Annotated in this window: 13 protein-coding genes and 5 pseudogenes; 11 read left to right on the plus strand and 7 right to left on the minus strand. The window is 45.9% G+C overall.

Annotated elements, in window-relative coordinates:
• The first annotated feature begins 134 nt into the window (after positions 1 to 134).
• Positions 135 to 1,241 carry a DUF2066 domain-containing protein gene (locus FM037_RS12335; RefSeq protein WP_144046251.1) on the plus strand — a complete coding sequence of 369 codons (1,107 nt, stop codon included), beginning with the start codon at positions 135 to 137 and terminating at the stop codon, positions 1,239 to 1,241.
• Between the two features lie 76 nt (positions 1,242 to 1,317).
• Positions 1,318 to 2,027: pseudogene (gene hda, locus FM037_RS12340) on the plus strand (DnaA inactivator Hda).
• 84 nt (positions 2,028 to 2,111) lie between these two features.
• On the opposite strand, the pseudogene FM037_RS12345 reads toward hda, so the two are convergent.
• The 4 genes and pseudogenes from FM037_RS12345 to bepA form a co-directional block, all read right to left on the minus strand.
• Positions 2,112 to 4,087: pseudogene (locus FM037_RS12345) on the minus strand (hypothetical protein).
• A 176-nt stretch (positions 4,088 to 4,263) separates the two neighbouring features.
• Entirely contained in the window at positions 4,264 to 4,635 is a 372-nt protein-coding gene (locus FM037_RS12350) for a DUF2069 domain-containing protein (protein ID WP_144046252.1), read from the minus strand.
• A gap of 9 nt (positions 4,636 to 4,644) precedes the next feature.
• A complete protein-coding gene (gene arsC / locus FM037_RS12355; RefSeq protein ID WP_144046253.1) occupies positions 4,645 to 4,995 on the minus strand; it encodes an arsenate reductase (glutaredoxin) in 351 nt (116 codons plus the stop codon).
• 196 nt (positions 4,996 to 5,191) lie between these two features.
• Complete coding sequence (gene bepA, locus FM037_RS12360; RefSeq protein WP_144046254.1) at positions 5,192 to 6,652, minus strand: beta-barrel assembly-enhancing protease; 1,461 nt, start codon at positions 6,650 to 6,652, stop codon at positions 5,192 to 5,194.
• Between the two features lie 284 nt (positions 6,653 to 6,936).
• On the opposite strand from bepA, the gene FM037_RS12365 reads away from it, so the two are divergent.
• On the plus strand, positions 6,937 to 7,152 hold the full coding sequence (locus tag FM037_RS12365) for a sulfurtransferase TusA family protein (protein WP_144046255.1): 216 nt from the start codon (positions 6,937 to 6,939) through the stop codon (positions 7,150 to 7,152).
• A 59-nt stretch (positions 7,153 to 7,211) separates the two neighbouring features.
• A pseudogene (locus tag FM037_RS12370) lies at positions 7,212 to 8,292 on the plus strand (AI-2E family transporter).
• A 64-nt stretch (positions 8,293 to 8,356) separates the two neighbouring features.
• Here FM037_RS12370 and FM037_RS12375 read toward each other — a convergent pair.
• Positions 8,357 to 9,262 (minus strand): LysR family transcriptional regulator ArgP, encoded by a 906-nt coding sequence (locus tag FM037_RS12375; RefSeq protein WP_144046256.1) that lies wholly within the window; start codon positions 9,260 to 9,262, stop codon positions 8,357 to 8,359.
• 128 nt (positions 9,263 to 9,390) lie between these two features.
• On the opposite strand from FM037_RS12375, the pseudogene FM037_RS12380 reads away from it, so the two are divergent.
• A pseudogene (locus FM037_RS12380) lies at positions 9,391 to 10,001 on the plus strand (LysE/ArgO family amino acid transporter).
• Positions 10,002 to 10,088: 87 nt separating this feature from the next.
• Here FM037_RS12380 and bcp read toward each other — a convergent pair.
• Positions 10,089 to 10,559 (minus strand): thioredoxin-dependent thiol peroxidase, encoded by a 471-nt coding sequence (gene bcp / locus FM037_RS12385; RefSeq protein WP_144046257.1) that lies wholly within the window; start codon positions 10,557 to 10,559, stop codon positions 10,089 to 10,091.
• A gap of 281 nt (positions 10,560 to 10,840) precedes the next feature.
• Positions 10,841 to 11,380 (minus strand): glycine cleavage system protein R, encoded by a 540-nt coding sequence (locus FM037_RS12390; protein WP_144046258.1) that lies wholly within the window; start codon positions 11,378 to 11,380, stop codon positions 10,841 to 10,843.
• A gap of 237 nt (positions 11,381 to 11,617) precedes the next feature.
• Between FM037_RS12390 and dapA the strand changes: the two genes are divergently transcribed.
• The 6 genes and pseudogenes from dapA (at position 11,618) to FM037_RS29405 (ending at position 21,013) form a co-directional block, all read left to right on the plus strand.
• Complete coding sequence (gene dapA, locus FM037_RS12395) at positions 11,618 to 12,502, plus strand: 4-hydroxy-tetrahydrodipicolinate synthase (protein ID WP_144046259.1); 885 nt, start codon at positions 11,618 to 11,620, stop codon at positions 12,500 to 12,502.
• Positions 12,503 to 12,505: 3 nt separating this feature from the next.
• Complete coding sequence (bamC, locus tag FM037_RS12400; protein WP_144046260.1) at positions 12,506 to 13,627, plus strand: outer membrane protein assembly factor BamC; 1,122 nt, start codon at positions 12,506 to 12,508, stop codon at positions 13,625 to 13,627.
• 278 nt (positions 13,628 to 13,905) lie between these two features.
• Positions 13,906 to 14,990 (plus strand): annotated as a pseudogene (locus FM037_RS12405) (efflux RND transporter periplasmic adaptor subunit).
• A complete protein-coding gene (locus FM037_RS12410; RefSeq protein WP_144046261.1) occupies positions 14,987 to 18,079 on the plus strand; it encodes an efflux RND transporter permease subunit in 3,093 nt (1,030 codons plus the stop codon). Before FM037_RS12405 ends, FM037_RS12410 begins: the two are co-directional and overlap by 4 nt.
• 148 nt (positions 18,080 to 18,227) lie before the next feature.
• Positions 18,228 to 19,022 (plus strand): substrate-binding periplasmic protein, encoded by a 795-nt coding sequence (locus FM037_RS12415; RefSeq protein WP_144046262.1) that lies wholly within the window; start codon positions 18,228 to 18,230, stop codon positions 19,020 to 19,022.
• A gap of 500 nt (positions 19,023 to 19,522) precedes the next feature.
• Positions 19,523 to 21,013, plus strand: coding sequence for a M43 family zinc metalloprotease (locus FM037_RS29405; protein WP_229381166.1), 1,491 nt, complete (start codon positions 19,523 to 19,525; stop codon positions 21,011 to 21,013).
• Positions 21,014 to 21,022: the final 9 nt, after the last annotated feature.

The following is a 21,022-nucleotide window of genomic DNA, read 5'->3' on the forward strand; positions in this document are numbered from 1 at the left end:
AGTGTCATGCTGGCTTGAATTTTAGGTAAAAACAAAAAACGATACAGAAAAGATGAAATAGCCAAGTGAATTATCTGGAGTGAACAAAGATGTGATACAATTTTGTTATCTTGTCTCCCGTTAGAACAGTGAAGATGCTGAAAACCCTATTAAACTCTTCGATTTTTTGTGCTGGCTATTTATTGTTACAAACCAATCTAGTGAGTGCTGCCGAAGTTTACCAACTCGATGAAACCTTGGTTCCGGTTGAGTCCCGCTCCGCTGCCCAGCGACAAAAAGCCATTTCAATAGGGCTGAGAGAAGTGGTTCTGAAAAATTCAGGCACCAAAGCATCCATCTCTCATCCAAGTGTTCAGGCCAAGGTGAAAAACCCCTCCTCATTACTCAGTCAATTCGGATACAAGGAGATCGACGGCGAGCTTTTTTTACAGGTCAGTTTCGATCATCAACGTATTATCCAGCTCTTAAGAGATGCTCAATTACCGGTCTGGGGCAAACAGAGGCCTTTGACCTTGATATGGCTCGTTGAGGACGATGCGGAAGCAAGACAGATCGTCAATGATGAATCTGTGCTCGATAGCCGGGAGCTGTTCCAATCTGCTTCAGAATCGAACGGGGTACCTTTACTGTTTCCTATCATGGATCTCGATGACAACATGAATGTGACCCTCAATGATATTCGCGGCAAGTTTGTCGAACAGGTGGCTAGGGCATCTCAGCGTTATCAGGCTGATTATTTCGTTATGGCGTCTATCGACACGCGTGGAGAGTCCGTCGAATATAGCTTTGCCTTGTATCCCAAATCCACTGGCGAAACCATGTCGACCCCACTAACGAGTAAAAGCAAAGTGGTTAAAGATCTCGATACTGCGGTGAATGAGATTATCTCAGGGGTGAGTGAATTTTATGTTGGACGCTATGCGATTGCGGACTCGGGCAGCGACCTAGATAGTTATGTAACGTTTGTTGATATTACCGAACTCAAACAAGTGGTCGAAATTGAGAAATATTTTAAGCAACTCAGTGCCGTAAAATCAGTTCAGCTGACACAATTACAAGGCACTTCGGCTAAGTTTAAATTGGATCTATTCGGCACCGAAGAAGATCTACGCAGATTGATGAAACTCGAACCTAGAGTCAGTGTCTTGGGTGAGTCAATGCCTGTGACACCGACCGATGATGGATTTGATCCACTGCCTTCTAACGAGGTGCAAGGCCCCGAGTATCGCTGGCAAGGCTAGATATAGAATATGAATTTTTAGGTACTCGTGTTAAAATGAGCCCTAAGTGTTACCCGTGTAATTGAGAATTATCTGAGTGAAATCTAACTCGCCATTACAACTGTCTTTGCCTGTACATCTACCCGATGATGAGACTTTTAACAGCTACTATCCCGCAGCGGGCAACGATGAGCTTATTCAAAGCTTACAAGCCTGCGCCGAAGGAGCAGCCCATCAGGCTGTTTTTCTTTGGGGCCAGTTAAATCGGGTCGAACCCATCTGATGCACGCTGCCTGTGCCCATGCGAACGATCTTCAAAGAAGTAGCTTTTATTTACCATTAGGCATACATGCCAGCATTTCTCCCGCGTTATTGGAAGGTTTAGAGCAGTTAGATCTGATCTGTATCGATGATGTCGATGCCATAGCCGGTCATCCTCTTTGGGAAGAAGCAATTTTCGACCTTTATAACCGAGTCTCTGAAAATAACCAATGCTCCTTGATCGTCAGTGCCAGCATTTCACCCACAGATTCTGGCTTTGTGCTGGCCGATCTCGTTTCTCGTATGCAGTGGGGCCTCAATTATCAGCTACAGCCCATGGCCGATGAGGAGAAGTTGGCGGCGCTGCAGCGACGTGCAGCCATGCGTGGTCTGCAACTCGAAGACGATGTGGGGCGTTTCTTGCTAAATCGTTTAGCCCGAGACTTGAGAACCCTGTTTGATGTGCTTGATAAGTTAGATAAAGATTCACTCGTTCATCAGCGTAAGTTAACGATCCCTTTCGTTAAGAAGATGCTCAGGCTGTAATGATACCAATCGGTATTACACGTCATGAAAAACCGGTAATGACCTATGTTATTACCGGTTTTTTATGCCTGCTATTTATTGGTGTTAATTCATCTTATGCCTATCGCCACTAATCCTCAGCTCGGGGATAAATCGTTCTTGAGATACTTCTCTATCGTCTGACGACACTGGGTTTCTTTTCTGCAGTGCCTGGGATAACTGAGGTGAAATAGTCAGATTATCTAACCAAGACTGGCCTTGAGTCATCTGGATTGGTTCCGGTAAATCCCCGATAAGCTGACTGCCATCTAAAGCCGGTAAGATTTGATTGATAACGAAGGCCGCTCTTTGAGGGATCGTAGAGCCTGGACTCTTCTCACCTATGCGTCCGCGTTGTCCCCAGTCAACTATGATACTGGTAGCTGTGGCATTGTCCGGGTTATCTGTGATACCAACATCGCGTATTATACCTAATCTGTAGCTCATCATGACCTCTTCAAACAACATGGCGGTATCTTCACGGCTGGTTGAATAGGCGTAATAGTCCGTTGCACTGTCCTCGGAGAAGAAGGCGGTGATGTCACTTGGCAGATAAGCTTGCTGCGCAGCTGTGGCGGTTTTTCCCCTGAAGCTGACGTCGGCGAGACTATACATCTCGTCGCTTAAAAGGGGGTACAGAGACGTGACTCGATCGGATATTAACTCGCCGGCCGAGCTTCGGCGATTATAGTGATCTAACAAAGTTTGGTCATCGACGGGGATGGTGTCGTAAATCGAACTCGGGAAGAAGTCATTGGCATGGGCGAGCTCATGAAATAATAGCGAAGACAAGTCTGGACTCATCTGGGCCATACTGCGTTCGGTCCTAAGCTCTCTTGGGCTCGAGTATGATACATAGACATTATCTTTTACATAACGCCAAGGCATGATGAATCCTAACTGATTGCCAAATGCGCTACGAAAATCGGCTGCTTCGTTGATCACATCTCGCTCTTCGGCGAGTAACCATAGGTCTGTGGGATCTAAGTATATCGCGCCTGTGACAACCCAATAAAATGATGGGCGAATATCATAGCTGATCACTATGGCGGTTACCGATTGTAATAGTTGAGCAAAGTCACTGTCTGGATCCATTTTATCGAGAAATGTCTCGAAATTGTCTCCCATCCATTGATGAGACACCAGGACTCTCTCCATGATCTTCTCTTTTTCAGAGAGGGAGATCGTCTGACCGAGTAAGGGTAACTGCTGGATGCTACAGGGGGAGAGCAGTTGATTGGAATAAACGCACGAATTGAGTGCGCTTCTATAGGATGAGTTCTCTCTGTAGGCAAATGTACGGGCGACAGGTTCATCGAAATAGGGGGAGGTAATGACAGACTCATTAGTGATTAGCATGAGGACCTCATCGGTAACCTCTTCACCATCGACGCTGCCAGTTGCTCTTAATATGGCGATAGTATCTGAGTTAACTGCCGGGGCCTTAAATTGAGGGCGTTCAATATTACTGATATCTATGTTTAGCTCGGGCCCCAATGCGATACACCAGCTAAGCGCAGATGGGATTTCATCTGCATTGACGCCGACTCTATCGGTTCTGACACTGACATCGTTACCTTCAACCACCTGTTGGTCGCTGCGGACATTGAACTGAGCTGTAGCCATTGCCGAAACAGAGATATTGACGGTTTCATTGAAGGACATTCCGTTACCTGAAACATTAACGGAGAAGCTATAGTCTCCAGCATCGGCAAATTGAAATGCTAGAATAGGACTTTTTACCGATTTCAGTATGAGGGACTGACCCGCTGTTTGTAACCACTCAAAGGCAAGGTCTCTACTATCCGAGTCACCTATTCTTGCGACTATGGCGGCGGATTGATTGGCGTTATAGTTGGGTTCGATGACAAACTCTAAGGCCGAAGAGGTAGATATAACCGTTAATTGAGTTTGCTGCTCGCATCGAGTTAAATTTGGTGGCGGTGGATCGATAGGCGTATTGTTATCTCCATCTGAACTCCCCCGCCGCAGGCTGCTAGGGCTAAAACACTGACTAGGGGAAGCGTGTTAAGTTTCCACATCTAAGGGGACTCCCGTTATTGATTAGTTTAATTATTATTTTAACTAAAATATAACACGAGATTTAACATTCAAGCACGAGTTTTACTCAGAATTCTTGTGACACTAAGTAACGGAATAATAAGGGCTATAAAAAAGCGCCCAGAGGCGCATTATTGTGTTTATTCATGAATGTCGGTTACGTCTTTTTCTTCTTTAACCCTAGACCTAATTCTTTGCCACGAATACGGGCATAAAATGGAAAGCCTATCAGCAGGGCACCTAGCAGGAGTACCTCTACCAGAGCAAACAGGAAATGGTCTTCGGTGACGTAGATTAAGGTGAGACCATGAAGCATATACAAACATATGATGTAGCTAGCCCAGGCATAGGTGTAGGGTTTACCTTCGATGATGCCTTTCAAGGGGAAGAATAATGGGATGATCCACATCGCAGTAAATACCAGAGAATATTCTCCCGTGATCCCTTTGTTGATAAACCAAGCGCTGAGCATTAATACTAATGCCAGATAACCAGCTCGGCATAGTTGAAATAAACGAGTCGAATTCATTGAACAGCCTTATAAAATCGCAAGAACATTTTCAGGAGGACGGCCGATAGCGGCCTTATCGTTGGCCAGCACTATGGGGCGTTCAAGCAGTTTAGGGGTATCGACGATAGCCTGAATGAGTTGTTCTTCAGTCAAGTTGGTGTTGGCTAAGTCTTGCTCTTTATATTCAGTCTCCTTGGTGCGCATTAATTCTCGCGCACTTAAACCCAGTTTAGTGAGTAAATCTTCAATTTCATTCTTGTTGAGAGGAAATTTCAGATACTCAACTATTTGGATTTCGCAATCTCTTTCCTCTAATAAAGCAAGGGTTTGACGGCTTTTAGAGCAGCGTGGGTTATGAATAATACTGACCATAGTCATAGGCTAATGTCCGAATGAAAATATTGCCGACATCATACTCGAAAAGGTGGCCAAAGTCACAATCAGAAAACATGGGTAATGGGTTAAATTGGGGTGTATCTTGGAGGAATTCACCATGATACCTGTGTGTACAAGGGAGATGATTGCCAGTGAAAGTCAGTGACCTCGACACAAGGTCACTGACATTATTAAACTGTTACTGAAGTGCCTCTATTGCCGACTTAGCCTGCTTGAATTGTCGAATTCTAGCCTCGATCCTGGCAAGTTGCAGCGGCTTTTCTTGGGACAATCGATAAGCGAAATTAAGTTGGTCTATCGCGCCTTTATAATCTGCACCTAGCGCCATAGATTCTGCGTTGACAAAATGTTCCATCGCTTTATCGCCAGTCTTTTTATATGCATCGCTGAGCAAGAAGAAAGGCAACTGATTTTGTTTGTCTAAGAAGATGAGTTCCTCGAGCAAAGGGATGGCTTTCGTTGCCTTGTCTGCTTCAATATACACATGGGCCAAGTTAGTGTTAATTACCTGAGAAAATGGCTTAAGTTCATGTTGTTCCTCGAGAAACTTTATGGCTTCATCCGTTGCTTCTCGCTGCACTAATAGATCTGTCTTGGTATCGATATAAAATAGGTTGTTTCTATCTTCTTTTAACAAGTTATCGATAATTTCTTCGGACTCATCGAAGCGCTTAACTCTAAATAAGGCTAAAGCCTTACCGTAAAGGGCCGCATTTTTGAAAGTATAAGTTCTTTTTCTGAGCTGTTTGTCGAATAGGGCGAGGGCGGCTTCTTCACTGTAGCTGGAGAATCTGACCTGAATACGCGCCTTGGCTAATTGAAAGTCGATATTATCCGGCACATATTTGTGAGGATATTGAGCTGCCCTGTAACGGGCTTCAGTAATTCGTGACTCGGGGAGTGGGTGAGTCAACAACATCTGTGGAGGCTTGCTGGTGAAGCGGTAGCGAGTGGCTAGTTTAGCGAAAAAATCAGCTGCGCCGTTGGGATCGAAGCCTGCATCCACCAAAATTTGCATGCCTATTCTGTCAGCTTCTTTTTCATGAGCTCGGGTAAAGTTAATTTTGGCCTGAGTCGATAGGGCTTGTGTGGTGGCCAGTGCAGCCATCCCCGCCTGTGGTGACGCTATTGTCAGGAGTATAGCGCCTAACATGCCGACAATCGTTGCGGTCGAACTCTTATCTTGGGCTTCTAATGAACGGGCTAAGTGTCTTTGGGTTACGTGGGTAATTTCATGACCCAGTACCGACGCTATCTGGCTCTCATTATCGGCATTTAAAAACAAACCTGAGTGAACGCCGACGTGTCCTCCGAAGAAGGCAAAGGCGTTGATTTCATCATTTCTTAACAAGAAAAAATAGAAAGGGGTCTTAACGCCTGTCGCATGAGCCACCAGTTTATTACCCAGTTCAGTTAAATATTGACTCAATACCGGGTCGTTGAGCATGGGAGCTGAGGAGCGGATCACCCGCATATACGCATCGCCATAGATGGTCTCTTTCTCGAGACTGAAGGTATTGACGGCGGCAGTACCCAGATCGGGAAGGTCGTTGTTCGCAAAAGCCATAGGCGCGGTAGCACAGAAAAAAAGTGAAATGGCACCGGCTAACAGAGACTTGGTTGATGTAATTTTACTCAAACTTATCCTTAATGTGGGCAATGTGGTCTTGGTCAGAACATTCTCTAGGAACTAAGTCAATCATTATTAAACAAGCTGCTGAGTTTACTCGAATAACTCATGTAATTATGTTTAATAGTGAGATTAATATTACCTGCAGTTTTGCGCATATTCCACACTTGTGTATATTCATTGTGAATATCGGACTTCGCATTGACCACGAGGTAATAGATTCACCATAGATCGCTTGTGGTTTGTCTTGCAACTTAGGATAATAGCCAAAGTTTGTTCATGGCAAGATTATTATGGTTTTTATCGATTTAACCACACTGCGTTGTCCATTAGTGTTAGTTAAAGTCAAACTCGCATTGAAAAAACTCAGCAGCGACGATGTACTTTGTGTTTCGTTATCAGACACTGGCTCTAGACAGGATGTTCCCCGGTTTTTAAAAAAAGTCGGTTACCGTTACTCAGAAGTGAGAAATGATGACCGGGTGTTAACATTAGAAATCGCTAAATAGGGGCTGGCCCCTACACAGTGACAACAAGACGATCAACAGTTTATTTTCAGGAATGGTGAATGTTAACTTTATTGACAACTTGGTATAAAGAACGCTTTAGCGATCCCCAAGCGGTGACCTTAGTCTTTATTTTGATTGGGATAGCCTTAGCTATCTATTTTGCGGGGGCTTGTTGGCGCCCTTGTTGGTGGCCTTGGTGCTGGCCTTCTTACTCGAGTGGCCAGTGGCACAGATGTCAAAGTTGGGCATTAATCGAACCACGGCGGCCTCATTAGTGCTCGTCATGTTTGTTGGTGTCATGTTGTTGCTGATCTTTGGTCTGGTGCCCAGCATATGGAAACAGGGACTTGCCCTGGTCACTGACTTACCCACCATGCTCGATAAAGGCTTGATCATCGTCCAAGGTTACGTTAATCAGTATCCACAGTTTGTAAACCCAAGTCAGCTCGATACTATGGTTCAGGAGCTGAAGAAGATGCTAGATACACAACATCTTCTGGATATAGGTAAGCAAATTCTTGGCTATTCGGCCTCCTTGTTAGTCTTGATGGTTTACGCAATTTTGGTCCCGCTATTGGTCTTTTTCTTTCTAAAAGATAAAGACGAGCTGCTGCGTGGCAGTAAACGATTTATTCCGACGAATCGAGATCTCGCTCATAAGGTCTGGATTGAGATGAACCAGCAGATATTTAACTATATTCGGGGCAAGGTGATAGAGATAGTCATTATCGGAGTGGTGAGCTACATCTTCTTCGCCGTGATGGATCTCAGGTATGCAGCCCTGTTAGGTGTGTTAACTGGTTTCTCTGTCCTCATCCCCTACGTTGGAGCAACCTTAGTGACTCTCCCCATCGCGCTGGTGGCCTTCTTTCAATGGGGGATTAGCCCAGAATTTGGCTACCTTATGTTAGGTTACGGTATCATTCAGGCATTAGATGGCAACGTATTGGTGCCCATTCTTTTCTCCGATGCGGTGGATCTACATCCGGTATTTATTATCGCCGCCGTGTTGATTTTCGGTGGACTCTGGGGGTGTGGGGCGTGTTCTTCGCCATACCTTTAGCCTCTCTGGTCAAGGCGGTATTAAATGCCTGGCCGACACCAGAATCTCAAGTTGAGACGGTAGAAAGAGAGTCGTGAATCGACTTGCTAAATCAGTTTAAAAGGGCCTACGGCCCTTTTTTATGGCTAATTTTTGGGTAAATTAGTTGAGAGATTCATCATGGCATAGGGATTGTTTCGCCGTTACCGCCAGAGACCGATAGATGATGGTGGTCTGTTTGGCTTTAATGTTCCAATGCTGCCAATACAGGGGCACACGTTTTCTCTTGCCTGGGGTGATCTCAATCAGTAGACCTTTCTCCAGCAATGGCTCGGCTTGAAGATGGCCTACTAGTCCGTAACCTAATCCCTGTAAAATGGCATCGAGAAAACTCTCTGAGGAGGGGATCTTGTGCTCACGCCAGCTGCCGGTTTTCATCTTAAAATATTGGCTCAGATACTGCTCATGAAGCTTGTCTTTAGTCGAGAACACAACCGCAGGCGCTAGCTCCAGAGAGGTTTGAGAGACGGTAATGGGGAAATATCGCTCGATAAATTCAGGGGTTGCGACGCAAAGGTACTCCATATCCCCCAGATATTCACTACTGCAACCGGTAAGTGCTTGTTTGCTTGTGGTGACACACCCAACTGCTTCGCCGTTTTTTAACAAATGATGGGTGTAAGACTCATCATCGACAATCAGCTCGAGTAGCCATTGATGGCGCTTAAACACTTCACTCAAAGCGGGTAAGAACCAGGTTGCTAAACTGTCGGCATTGACGGCTATCTTCACTATGGTGGGTAAACTTGGGTCATCTACATTCATTTCTACTCTGAGCTCACTTTCTAATAACTCCACTTGAGAATAGTGACGTAATAAACGCTTACCGGTAGCCGTTGCTTCGACAGGTGTTGTGCGTATGACTAAGGCTTGGCCGACTCTCTCCTCCAGCTGCTTTATTCGTTGTGACACGGCAGATTGAGTGATGCAGAGCACCTTAGCAGCGCGTTCGAAACCGCCCTCGGAGATCACTATGGATAGGGCGCGCAGGTGAGCATAATCGAGCAAAATATGACTCCTCAGAATAAAATGAGATGTGTATAAGTTTTACTTATACACCATAAAAAAGATTAGTTATATTTATTTATCCAGCTTGTGTACGCTTGCGTTCAATCAGATGTTTTTAGGAAAAACCAATGCAGGCATTCATTCAAGGTGTAGGAATAGGCGGTAGCCTTATCATGGCAGTAGGAGCGCAAAATGCGTTTGTACTCAAGCAAGGCTTAAAACGTTCACACTCTCTGCCCATTGCGGCTCTTTGTTCTATTATCGATGCCTTGATGATCACCGCGGGTGTTGCAGGCTTAGGCCATCTTATTTTGGCATTTCCCTTGATAAAGGACATTGCCAGCATTGGTGGGGCAATTTTTCTACTGGTTTATGGGGCTCGGGCGCTTAAGTCATCGTTTAATGAGCAGAGTCTGGCTAAGGGGCTAATAGTGGTACCGGGACGCTAAAAGCGGCCGTGTTAACTACATTGGGGATCAGTCTGCTTAACCCTCATCTGTATTTAGACACAGTCGTGTTACTGGGCAGCATCAGTGCTCAATTTGAAGGGTCTGATAGACCTTTGTTTGGCGCAGGCGCCGTTCTGGCTTCTTTCGTGTGGTTTTTTAGCTTGAGTTTTGGTGCCAGATATTTGAGCCCACTGTTTGATAAGCCCAAGGCCTGGAGTTACCTGGACCGGTTTATCTGCCTGACCATGTGGACAATTGCTTTGATCTTGATATGGCCCTACTTCGTTTAGGTTTCCCTCTAGCACTTCTTTTTTATGTGTTTTATTGGCACAAGAAAGCCCGCGGTGAGCGGGCTTACTGTTGAGTTAACTCACTGTTCAGTCTTGCTTCAGATGCTTAAGCACTACTTCGTGATGCTCTTTGGTCTTAAACTTGTTAAACAGGTGAGTGACTTTACCATCTTGTCCGACTAAGAAGCTCAATCTATGGATACCGTCATAGACTTTACCCATAAATTTTTTCTCGCCCCAGACACCGAACGCATCGGCTATGGCATGGTCTTCATCGCTGAGAAGAGAAAAGTTCAATTCCTGCTTTTGGGCAAATCGTGCCAGCTTGGCGACTGGGTCTGGGCTAATGCCTAACACGGTAACTTTCAAGTCATTGAGTTCTTGCATGCTATCTCTAAGGCCGCAGGCTTGAACGGTACAGCCAGGTGTAGAAGCCTTTGGGTAGAAATAGACCAGAACAGGGCCGTTATTCAAACACTCTTTCAGAGAGATGAGCTTATCGTTTTGGTTTTTTAGCTCGAAGAGTGGGGCGTTATCGCCAGCAGTTAAGGTATTCATTTAAAACTCCTATTTATACCAATTCTATTAAATTTATGATCAATTCAGAGCTTTCTCAGGGCTTTAAATTCAAGGCGCATTGTTGAAGAAATGGTTATTTCCTTTTGAGGCAATGCAACGCAGAAGTGGAAGTCCTGAGAAGCTCACCTAGTGCGGGTTTAAAAACACTTTATGCTGCGCAAGTGGCTTTCGAGATAGAATAACTATTAACTTCAATCCCCTTACTTGCCTACAGCGTTTTTAACTCCCGCTGAATGGTCACTCACTTAATGGAACTGGTATTAGCTACTCGTGATGCCCTGCATACGTTCGATGGTACAGTCTAATGACATCTCTGAAGCTAGCTCATTTATACTGTTTTCCAACTTATCCAGTTCGACTTTCTCCGGAACATTGATCGTTAGGAAAACATGTTGGCTTGGATTCCCCTTAGCGTCTTCCTCTGCATGGGACCTCACCGCGGCGAGATCCAAGGAACGTTCGGCAAGGAACTGAGTGATTTTTCTCATGGTGCCCCGCTGATCTTGTCCGGTAAAGATGACTTGCAGACGCGAAATATAGTTTTGTGCGGTGTGCTTAGAGGTGCGTTTCATCACAGTCATCAACTCAAGCTCAACGCTTAAGGCGGGGAGTTGGGTTTCCATCTTAGTGATCGAGGCCCAAGAGCCTGATAGCATCATGATCAAGGTGAATTCATTGCCAAATAAGGCCATTCGACTGTCGACGATGTCACAGTCACATTCACTTGCAAGTCTTGCAAATTTACTGACAATACCTGGGCGGTCTGATCCCATAGCAGTAACGACAAGATGATTGGACATGAATTTTCCTTATTTATAGCTAGTTTTGTACATAAATGCACCATTTTCAGGCGCGTTTCTCTGTTGGGGACAATGCTAACACAAGATCGTGGAGATGAGATCCCCGCCTGATACAACAAACTTGTCATTGCATACACTACATGGTGAAAAACTCTTAACGTGATTCAATCGCTGAAATGCTTGTTTTTAATGGATAGCATCAGTACCATAGCCAGTCCTGAATCTTGGGGAAGTCACATGATAAACGGAAGCATCGTAGCCTTAATCACACCACTCAATAGTGATGGCGCAGTAGATTATACAAGTCTTGAAAAGTTAGTTGAGTACCATATAGCAGAAGGCACTGATGCCATCGTTGCCGTAGGCACCACAGGTGAGTCTGCCACACTTCCTATATCTGAACATATTGAAGTCGTAGGGCAAACGGTAAAATTTGCATCCGGGCGTATTCCTGTCATAGGCGGAAATGGCGCCAATGCAACGGCAGAAGCGATCGAGCTGACCAAGGCGCAAAACAAACTTGGTGTAGCGGCTATGTTAGGTGTTACGCCTTATTATAATAAGCCAAGCCCAAAGGGCTTGATCGCTCATTATAAGGCCGTCGCTGCCAGCACGGATATTCCGCAAATTCTTTACAATGTGCCAGGCCGTACGTCTGTTGACATGTTGCCAGAGACCATAGCTCAGTTGGTTGAAGTTCCTAATATCATAGGCGTTAAAGACGCCACTGGTGATGTCGCGCGGGTGAAACAACTACGTGAGCTCTGCGGTAATGATTTTCTGCTTTATAGTGGTGACGACGCCACCGCGAGAGAGTTTTTGACCTTAGGTGGTGACGGTGTCATCTCAGTCGCCAACAACATAGTGCCAAAGATATTTAAATTGATGTGTGACGCCGCATTAGCCGGTGACACCCAAGCCGCTATGGCTGCTGAAGATCAGATCAAAGGTCTATTCAGTGCGCTATTTTGCGAAGCTAATCCTATACCAGTGAAGTGGGCCGCCCATCAGATGGGCTTGATCAGTCAAGGTGATATTAGATTACCATTGACGGAACTTTCTACCGAGTTCCATGGTCTCTTGTTAGATGCAATGAAAAATGCCCGAATTGAGGTTAAATAATAGATGTTGAAGCAAGTGACTCCTTTAGTTCTTATTGCCGCCGTTACCGCGTGTAGCTCGCCTGTCGATAGAAGGCAGGCCAATGGCGGTGATGAGTATACCAACGTACTCGTTGAATCGGCTTTAATTATACCCGAAGGCCTTAATACGCCGGTATACAGTAAAGAGTTCGATATTCCTAAACCAGGTAGCAAAGCTAACGCGAGCCTGGTGGGTAAGCAGCTGGATATTCGCCCACCTCTTCAGGTTTTACCTATGGCTGAGGGGACCCATGTAGAGGAAGGCAGTGACAACATTAAAATTGTCGTAGAAGCTATCGATAGTGATATCGAACTAAAAAATGAACTGTTCGACGTGATCAAAGATTATTTAGCGAGTAAATCAATCGCTATTCTTAACGAAGATTTTGACAAAGGTTTGATTGAAACTGATTGGATTGAGAATCAAGAAGTGATCGATTCTAGCTTCTGGGGTAGCGATGAGATCTATACCCTGCGTCAACGTTATGAATTTAATATCGATGTTCGTCCACACGGCCGTAGTGGTAACTTGATGATCGATCTTATCGATCATCAAGAGAGCTTTGATGGTAAGCAACAAGACATCATACTGAGCGGCGAAGATAAGCGAAGATACACTATCGATATGCTGAACAATGCCGTTGCGTATATGAGTATCAAACGTAATCAATCGATCAAAGCCAAGCGTCTGCGGGAAAGTCTCGGTATTGACGTGAATATAGTGAAAGGCACCGGCTCTGAGGTCGAAGGAGAAGACCTTGTTGCTTCATACTGGTTAGCAGAAGCCCCGTTCAAAAGAACTTGGGATCGCTTGCGTATCGTTTTGCCTGAGATGGGCTTTGAGGTTGTCGATATGGACAGCAATAAGGGTCTTTACTATATCAATGTTACCGATGATTCTGGCTTTTGGAGTTCGCTTTGGAATGAAAAAGAGCTACCCGTAGAAGAAGGCTCTTACCGCATGATACTGGAAGATGACACTAATGCTGATAAGACTCGCATCTATCTGCGTGATTCATCGGACAAGCCATTAACTAATGAGGTTGTTGAAGCTGTTTATGATGGTTTCTCTGAACTGATGCAGGAAGATCGCAAGATTCGTTAAGCTTATTGGTTGAAGCATTGCAAAAAAGGAGGCATTTAGCCTCCTTTTTTATTGTTTTAATTTTGACATATTAGTGACTTCTGTATCGCAACTATCCCTCACACTCCACTATCCAATCTCACTAGTTAGCATTAAGTTCTACAAAAATTAGACAGGGCTTAAACTATTCTCTGTTGTTAACCCTATGTATCAATTGTAAGTAAAGGTAAAACCCCTTGAAGCACTGTGATCTATGGGTAAACTATCTGCATAAAAATAAGTGGTATTTTGGTGATTTGATGAAAAAAATAATAATATTGTTAATGCTCTTGCCTCTTGCTTGGTTTATCTATCAGCAAGTTGTAACTGAGAGCCTTTCTGTGGGTAAGAAACAGAGACCCATGGCTAACGTCGTGGTGGCTAAGGCGACGATTGAGCCTATTAGGGACGAAGTAGAGGCATTGGGGACCAGTAAGGCCAATGAGTCGATAACCGTCACTCCGAAAGTCACCGAGGTGGCAACCAAGATCAACTTCGAAGACGGTGATATTGTCAAAAAAGGCCGTTTACTGGTTCAACTTCAGGACAGAGAGCAGAGGGCCAGGGTGAAAGTCGCCAAGGTACGTGTCAGTGACCATATACGTGAATTGGACAGGATACGCTCTCTGGTCACCAGTCAGACCATTGCAGAGCTCGAACGTGATAGATTACAAACCTTGATTGATACCGCCAAGGCGGAATTAGAGCAAGCTCAAGCAGCCCTCGCAGACAGGAAGATATTAGCGCCCTTCAATGGTCGGTTAGGCTTGCGTCAAGTCAGTGTTGGCAGCCTGTTGACCCCAGGAACTGTGATTACTACCTTAGATGATATCTCTGTGATCAAGTTGGATTTCTCTGTGCCTGAGCGCTTCTTGCGATCTCTTGCTATAGGTAAAACTGTCGAAGCCAGTGCGGTAGCATTTCCGGGTGAACTGCTCACAGGTAAGGTGATATCCATTGACAGCCGGATCAATCCGACCACTCGAGCCGTTACCGTCAGAGCCGAGCTCCCCAATCCAGACCATCGCTTGATGCCGGGTATGTTGATGAAAGTCGCCTTGATCCAACAGAGTCGTGAAGCCCTTATTTTGCCCGAGTCGGCGATCATCCCAATTCAGGACCGGCATTATGTCTATCTGGTCAACGATGAAAATGTCATCGTTCGCCGTCAGGTTACCTTAGGTTTGCGTAAGCGTGGTTGGGTCGAAGTACTTGATGGGGTCAAGATAGATGAACAGGTGGTTATTCGGGGATCTTGAAGGTTAGGCCCGGGGACAAGGTAAAGGTTCAGTTTAGTGAGCGTTTTAGTTTTCTTAAAGAAGCTAAGGTTGGGCCAACTGCATGATGTTAACCGACCTTTCTGTTAAGCGTCCTGTCTTCGCTTCGGTGATCAGCATATTGCTTATTGCCTTTGGCTTAGTGGCGTTCGACAAGTTACCCTTGAGAGAATACCCCAATATCGATCCGCCAGTGGTGTCGATACAGACAAATTATCGCGGAGCCAGTGCCTCTGTGGTCGAAAGCCGCATCACTCAGCTGGTGGAAGATAGAATAAGTGGCGTCGAAGGCATACGTCATATCAGCTCCTCGAGCCGTGACGGTCGCTCTACTGTGACCCTGGAGTTCGATGTCGATCGTGATATTGAAGCGGCTGCTAATGATATTCGTGACAGAGTATCGGGCCTGTTAAACAATTTACCCGAAGAGGCTGAGCCGCCCGAGGTACAGAAAGCCAATGGCGGTGATGAGGTGATCATGTGGTTAAACCTGGTTTCAGATCAGATGACCACGTTGCAGCTCACAGATTATGCCCGCCGTTATCTGACCGATCGATTATCCGTTATCGATGGTGTGGCGAATATTCGCATCGGTGGCGGCAAGGTATACGCCATGCGAATTTGGATCGACAGACAAGCTTTGGCCGCGCGAAATTTAACCGTAGCTGACATAGAGAAAGTACTGAGATCTGAAAATGTTGAGTTACCTGCGGGCTCGGTGGAGTCCAAAGAGCGACATTTTACTGTGCGCGTCGAGCGTAGCTTTAGCACTGTGGAAGATTTTTCCAACCTGGTGCTGAGCGAGGGTGATGATGGTTATTTGATCAAGCTTGGGGATGTCGCACGAGTAGAAATAGGCTCCGAAGAGGAGCGTATCATGTTCAGGGGGAACCGCGAGGCCATGATAGGCCTTGGGGTCTCAAAACAATCCACGGCCAACACCTTAGATGTGTCGAGGGCGACTAATGCCTTAGTGGATGAGCTGAACCCGACCTTACCCGCAGGTATGGAGATAAAGCGCTCCTATGACAGCTCAGTGTTTATCGAGGCTTCGGTGAAGGAGGTGTATCAGACTCTGTTTATCGCCATGTTCTTGGTTATCATCGTCATCTATCTGTTTCTCGGTAGTGTGCGCGCCATGTTGATCCCAGCGTTGACCGTACCTGTGTCCCTGATGGCAACGTTTATCGTGCTCTACGCCCTGGGCTACACTATTAACCTACTGACCTTACTGGCGATGATCTTGGCCATCGGCATGGTGGTGGATGATGCCATCGTGGTGCTGGAGAATATTCACCGCCGAATAGAGGAGGGGGATTCGCCATTAAAGGCGGCCTACCTTGGTTCTCGTGAGGTAGCGTTTGCTGTTGTCGCCACCACTCTAGTGCTGATCGCAGTCTTTATGCCGATCACGTTTCTCGAAGGTGACATAGGTAAACTATTTAAAGAGTTTGCCGTGACTATGAGCGCCGCCGTTATTTTCTCGAGCCTGGTCGCCCTGACTCTGAGTCCCATGATGTGCTCTAAATTGCTCAAACCCGCAGGGAATGATCCTTGGTTGGTTCGCAAGGTCGATGCCGGTATGAGCCATGTCTCAGACAAGTATCGTCAGTTGTTGACCAAGGCCATGTCCCACCCGGTGATCGTGACCTCGCTAATAGTGGTCGCACTTGGCTCAAGCATGGTCTTGTTTACGTTGGTGCCTCAGGAGTTTGCTCCAAGAGAGGACAGGGGCTCGATGTTTCTTATCGTCAATGGTCCTCAAGGTGCGAGTTTCGAGTATATTGAGTCCTATATGGATGAGATCGAAACACGTCTGATGCCCTTGGTAGACAGTGGGGATATCAAGCGACTCTTGATCAGGGCGCCGAGAAGTTTCGGCAGCAGTGCAGATTTCTCTAACGGCATGGCCATCATAGTATTGGAAGATTGGGCGGTGCGTAGAAGCGCAGCAGAGATAACCACTGACATACGAGGGCGACTGTCCGATCTCGCTGGGATCAGGGCCTTTCCTGTGATGAGGCAAGCTTTCGGCCGTGGTGTCGGCAAACCGGTTCAATTTGTGCTTGGTGGGCCAAGCTACGAGGAATTAGCCAGATGGCGGGACATTATTCTGGAAAAAGCCAAAGAAAACCCGAACCTTGTTGGATTGGATCATGATTATCAGGAGACTAAACCTCAACTTAGGGTGATCATAGATAAAGACAGAGCAGCCGATCTGGGAGTCTCCATCTCTCACATTGGTAGAACATTAGAGTCTATGCTGGGATCACGTCTGGTCACTACCTTCATGCGAGATGGCAAGGAATATGATGTCATCATAGAGGGCAATCGAGAAAATCAAAATACCGCCAGAGATCTGGAGAACATCTATGTTCGCTCGGACAGAAGTCAGGCCTTGATCCCCTTGTCAAACCTGGTGAGTGTCGAAGAGTTTGCCGATGCCAGTAGGCTAAATCGTTATAATCGTATGCGAGCTATCACCTTAGAGGCAAACCTTGCGGAGGGGTACAGCCTAGGTGAGGCGCTGGACTACCTCAATGAGCTTTCCGATACGTATCTGCCCGCCGAGGCGGTCATCAGTTATAAGGGCCAGTCACTGGATTATCAAAATTCGGGGAGCTCCATGTACTTCGTGTTTGCCTTGGCTTTAGGCATCGTATTTTTAGTATTGGCGGCTCAGTTCGAAAGCTTTATTCATCCCATGGTGATCATGCTCACAGTGCCATTGGCAACGCTTGGTGCTCTTATTGGACTCTATTTAACCGATCAGAGCCTCAACATCTACAGCCAGATAGGTATCATCATGTTGGTGGGGTTAGCGGCCAAGAATGGCATCTTGATTGTCGAGTTTGCTAACCAGCTAAGGGACAGGGGACTCGAGTTTGAACAGGCCATTATACAAGCCGCCTCTCAGCGACTCAGGCCTATACTGATGACGGGGATCACCACAGCTGCTGGCGCGATCCCACTGGTTTTGGCTCAAGGGGCTGGCGCCGAGACTCGATTCGTCATAGGTGTGGTGGTGTTATCGGGTATTTTGGTTGCCACCTTATTCACCTTGTTGGTGATCCCCGTGGCCTATTCTCTGTTTGCCCGCAACTCGAGTTCTCCCGAGGCCGTGGCGCGGGCATTGGAGATCGAGTTAGAAAAGTAAGCCCAGTGAGCTATCTTAGCTAATTAAGCGTGCTAAGCCAGTCAGCAATCTGACTGGCTTTTTTATTCTTTTCAATTGAAACCTCTGCTCATAAACTTTTGTCTCAAGAACGGGTATCACTGCTATAAATAGATAAGAGGTGACTGAGATGAAGTCGTTCCTGTACAAATATTTATGCGCTATTGCCTATAGTTTGTCGCTTTTCTTAGTGACAATCCCTCTGGCCATTTCTGTAGAAAATCCAGTGGTAGCAGAGCCGACAGAGCATATACTGATCCTTGGAGTTCCCCTAGATCGCCCTCCCTATGTGGTTGGAGATGGCGGCATAGAGGTCGACATATTAAGACAAGCCTTGCAATTGCAAGGTTATAAGGTTGAAGTGCACAAGTTTTCTCATCTCAGGTTACAGAGAGAACTGGAGAAAGGAAGAATTGACATCAGCTCCAGATACATGGCACAGAATGACAATATTGCCTTATCTCTGGCCTATATCACTTTCTATGATGTGATCTTCACTAAGACCAGCCTTGGACTGACAATCGATTCATGGGCCGACTTGAATGGTAAAACCTTTCTTGGCTGGCATGGATTCGAAGATGATCTGGGTGATGATTTCAAACAAGTCTATCGGGAAAATACCCACCTCTGGGATGGCTTAGTCTCTCAAGAGGAGCAGTGCCTGCACTTTTGGAAAGGCATGGCCGATGCCATCATACTCGATATCAATATCTTTAACTGGTATCGCAAGACCTTAGGCCTACAGGGGATCGACACCTCGGCGCCGATATCCATGCATCATCTGTTGCCTGAAGGTGTTTCTTATCAGGCAGGCTTTAGGGATAGCAAGGTCAGAGATGCTTTCGATAAGGGAATCGCCGAGCTCAAAGAAAGTGGCAGTTATCAAGACATCATAGAGAGTTATACTCAAGTGGATACTAAATAGCTGTGCCTGTCTTTGATATGTACTTTCTTTTGTACGGGTAATTTTTATAGTGTTTGGTATCCTGTGGTTCAGCACTATAATATTTCCTAGCTTCCTAGCTTCCTAGCTTCCTAGCTTCCTAGCTTCCTAGCTTCCTAGCTTCCTAGCTTCCTAGCTTCTTACAAACTTCCTCAGGTTCGACCTCTGTACCTTCTTATCTCATTGCTCTCGATCATTGTCGACCTTTACTTGCCAAAACCTATAAATCTCGTTAATAACATGTTGCATTATTGTATATCGTATATTTTATGTGTTAGTTTAGTTTTTGGTGATTAATCGAATGATTTGTGTTCAATCATTATCGCGTTGACTCAAACTGATTGTTAATTGACAAGCAAATATCACTAGCACGACTAGTAAAAGCGGCATGGGCAATTCGTTCTAAAGTCGCAGAACAGAAATCGTGGCATCAGCAGTGGCCCGTCACGTTACTTTATCCTGATAAAAACGAGAATATAACAATGATAAAAACCATTAAAGGTGGTGCTATCTTAACTGCGCTGACCCTGTGTGCAAGTTTGCCTATTGGGCATGCTTGGGCCGGGTTGTCGGTCAATAAGATAAGCCAAGCCAATAGCAATCAACAAAAAAATACCATGTCGACTCATCTAAAGTCCGGAGGTCAGGTATGTGGTACTGACAGCAATGGACAGACTTGGGTGCCGAGTCCAAATGAAGGATTATTTTTCGGTTCAACTTCATCACAATCACAATTACAAGCTCAGTCAAAATCTTTATCTAGTCCTGCTAGTTTCTCTGTGGGAGTACAATCTATCGGTAATGCCGATCAGGGCGAGTATATCGTCCCTGTGGTATTTCACGTCTATGGCGCAATACACAACTGTGATACCGGTGGCTCTTGTGTACCAGACAGTCTAATTGCCAATGCGCTAAAGAGATCAAACGAAGATTTTCAGGGACTCAATACCTTAGATGGGCCTATTGCCAGTCAATTTCAAGCGATAAGAGAGAACATGAATGTCGAGTTTGTGCTTGCACAAATCGATCCTTGGGGAAACCCAACTAACGGCATAGTCAGGCATGGTGAAGCCACGGGTTACGGCAATTATGACGCGCCGAACGATGCCGCTAGAGACGCGAAAAATGCCGAGATTTCCGGGGATGCCTGGGATAACTATCGCTACATGAACATCTATATCATGAATGATTTAGATGGGGATGGCGCCACCAATAACTCAGGTGTTGCCTGGTATCCAACCACATCTATGTCTGACTCAGGCCTGGCTCGAGTGGTCTATAACGGTGCTTATTTAGGCACCAACACAGATGAAAATTTTCGCTCGATTTTGACTCATGAGTTTGGCCATTGGCTTAACTTACCCCATGTATTTGACGGTGCTCAGTGTAATACAGATAACGAAATTTTCTGTTCTCATTCGGGAGACCGAGTCTGTGATACGCCCCAGATGAGTAGTCAATCTATGGCCAATAATGCGCAAAATTGCCTTGGGCAGGCGACTAATACTGAAAACTTCATGCACTACACCGACAATTACGCCATGTTTACTCAGCAACAGGCTCAGCGTATGTACGGTGCCTTGAATCATCCGGCTCGCAAGACGCTGTGGACAGATGATAACTTAATCTCTGTGGGACTCAGTGCCTATACATCCAATTTTCCACATAACTGGGATGGTTCGGGTGTCGATGCACCACCAGAAGGTGCGGTATTGATGGAGTTACTTGGGTTGTCGGCCTTAAAGGGAGAGATCAACACTTATACTATCGATCTGCCTGTGGGCACCGAGGTGGTGGCCGTTTATCTGGATGGTTTCTCTGAAGATCCCGATTTGTACTTGAGGTACGGTCAGGCGCCGAGTTATGACGGTACTAACTGGACTTATGACCTTCACTCTTTTAGCTCTGCTGGCACCCCGAGTTTATTGGTCTTGTCGGTCCTAAGACCACAGGGACGTACCACATCACCATAGATGCTTTTT

It is taken from the genome of Shewanella psychropiezotolerans (genome assembly GCF_007197555.1).
GTDB lineage: Bacteria > Pseudomonadota > Gammaproteobacteria > Enterobacterales > Shewanellaceae > Shewanella > Shewanella psychropiezotolerans.

Coding starts and splice junctions, on each gene's coding strand:
- FM037_RS29405 (WP_229381166.1), top strand. CDS start 19,523: ATGATAAAAACCATTAAAGGTGGTGCTATCTTAACTGCGCTGACCCTG.
- bcp (WP_144046257.1), bottom strand. CDS start 10,559: ATGAATACCTTAACTGCTGGCGATAACGCCCCACTCTTCGAGCTAAAA.
- FM037_RS12335 (WP_144046251.1), top strand. CDS start 135: ATGCTGAAAACCCTATTAAACTCTTCGATTTTTTGTGCTGGCTATTTA.
- FM037_RS12410 (WP_144046261.1), top strand. CDS start 14,987: ATGATGTTAACCGACCTTTCTGTTAAGCGTCCTGTCTTCGCTTCGGTG.
- dapA (WP_144046259.1), top strand. CDS start 11,618: ATGATAAACGGAAGCATCGTAGCCTTAATCACACCACTCAATAGTGAT.
- bamC (WP_144046260.1), top strand. CDS start 12,506: ATGTTGAAGCAAGTGACTCCTTTAGTTCTTATTGCCGCCGTTACCGCG.
- arsC (WP_144046253.1), bottom strand. CDS start 4,995: ATGACTATGGTCAGTATTATTCATAACCCACGCTGCTCTAAAAGCCGT.
- FM037_RS12365 (WP_144046255.1), top strand. CDS start 6,937: ATGGTTTTTATCGATTTAACCACACTGCGTTGTCCATTAGTGTTAGTT.
- FM037_RS12415 (WP_144046262.1), top strand. CDS start 18,228: ATGAAGTCGTTCCTGTACAAATATTTATGCGCTATTGCCTATAGTTTG.
- FM037_RS12350 (WP_144046252.1), bottom strand. CDS start 4,635: ATGAATTCGACTCGTTTATTTCAACTATGCCGAGCTGGTTATCTGGCA.
- FM037_RS12390 (WP_144046258.1), bottom strand. CDS start 11,380: ATGTCCAATCATCTTGTCGTTACTGCTATGGGATCAGACCGCCCAGGT.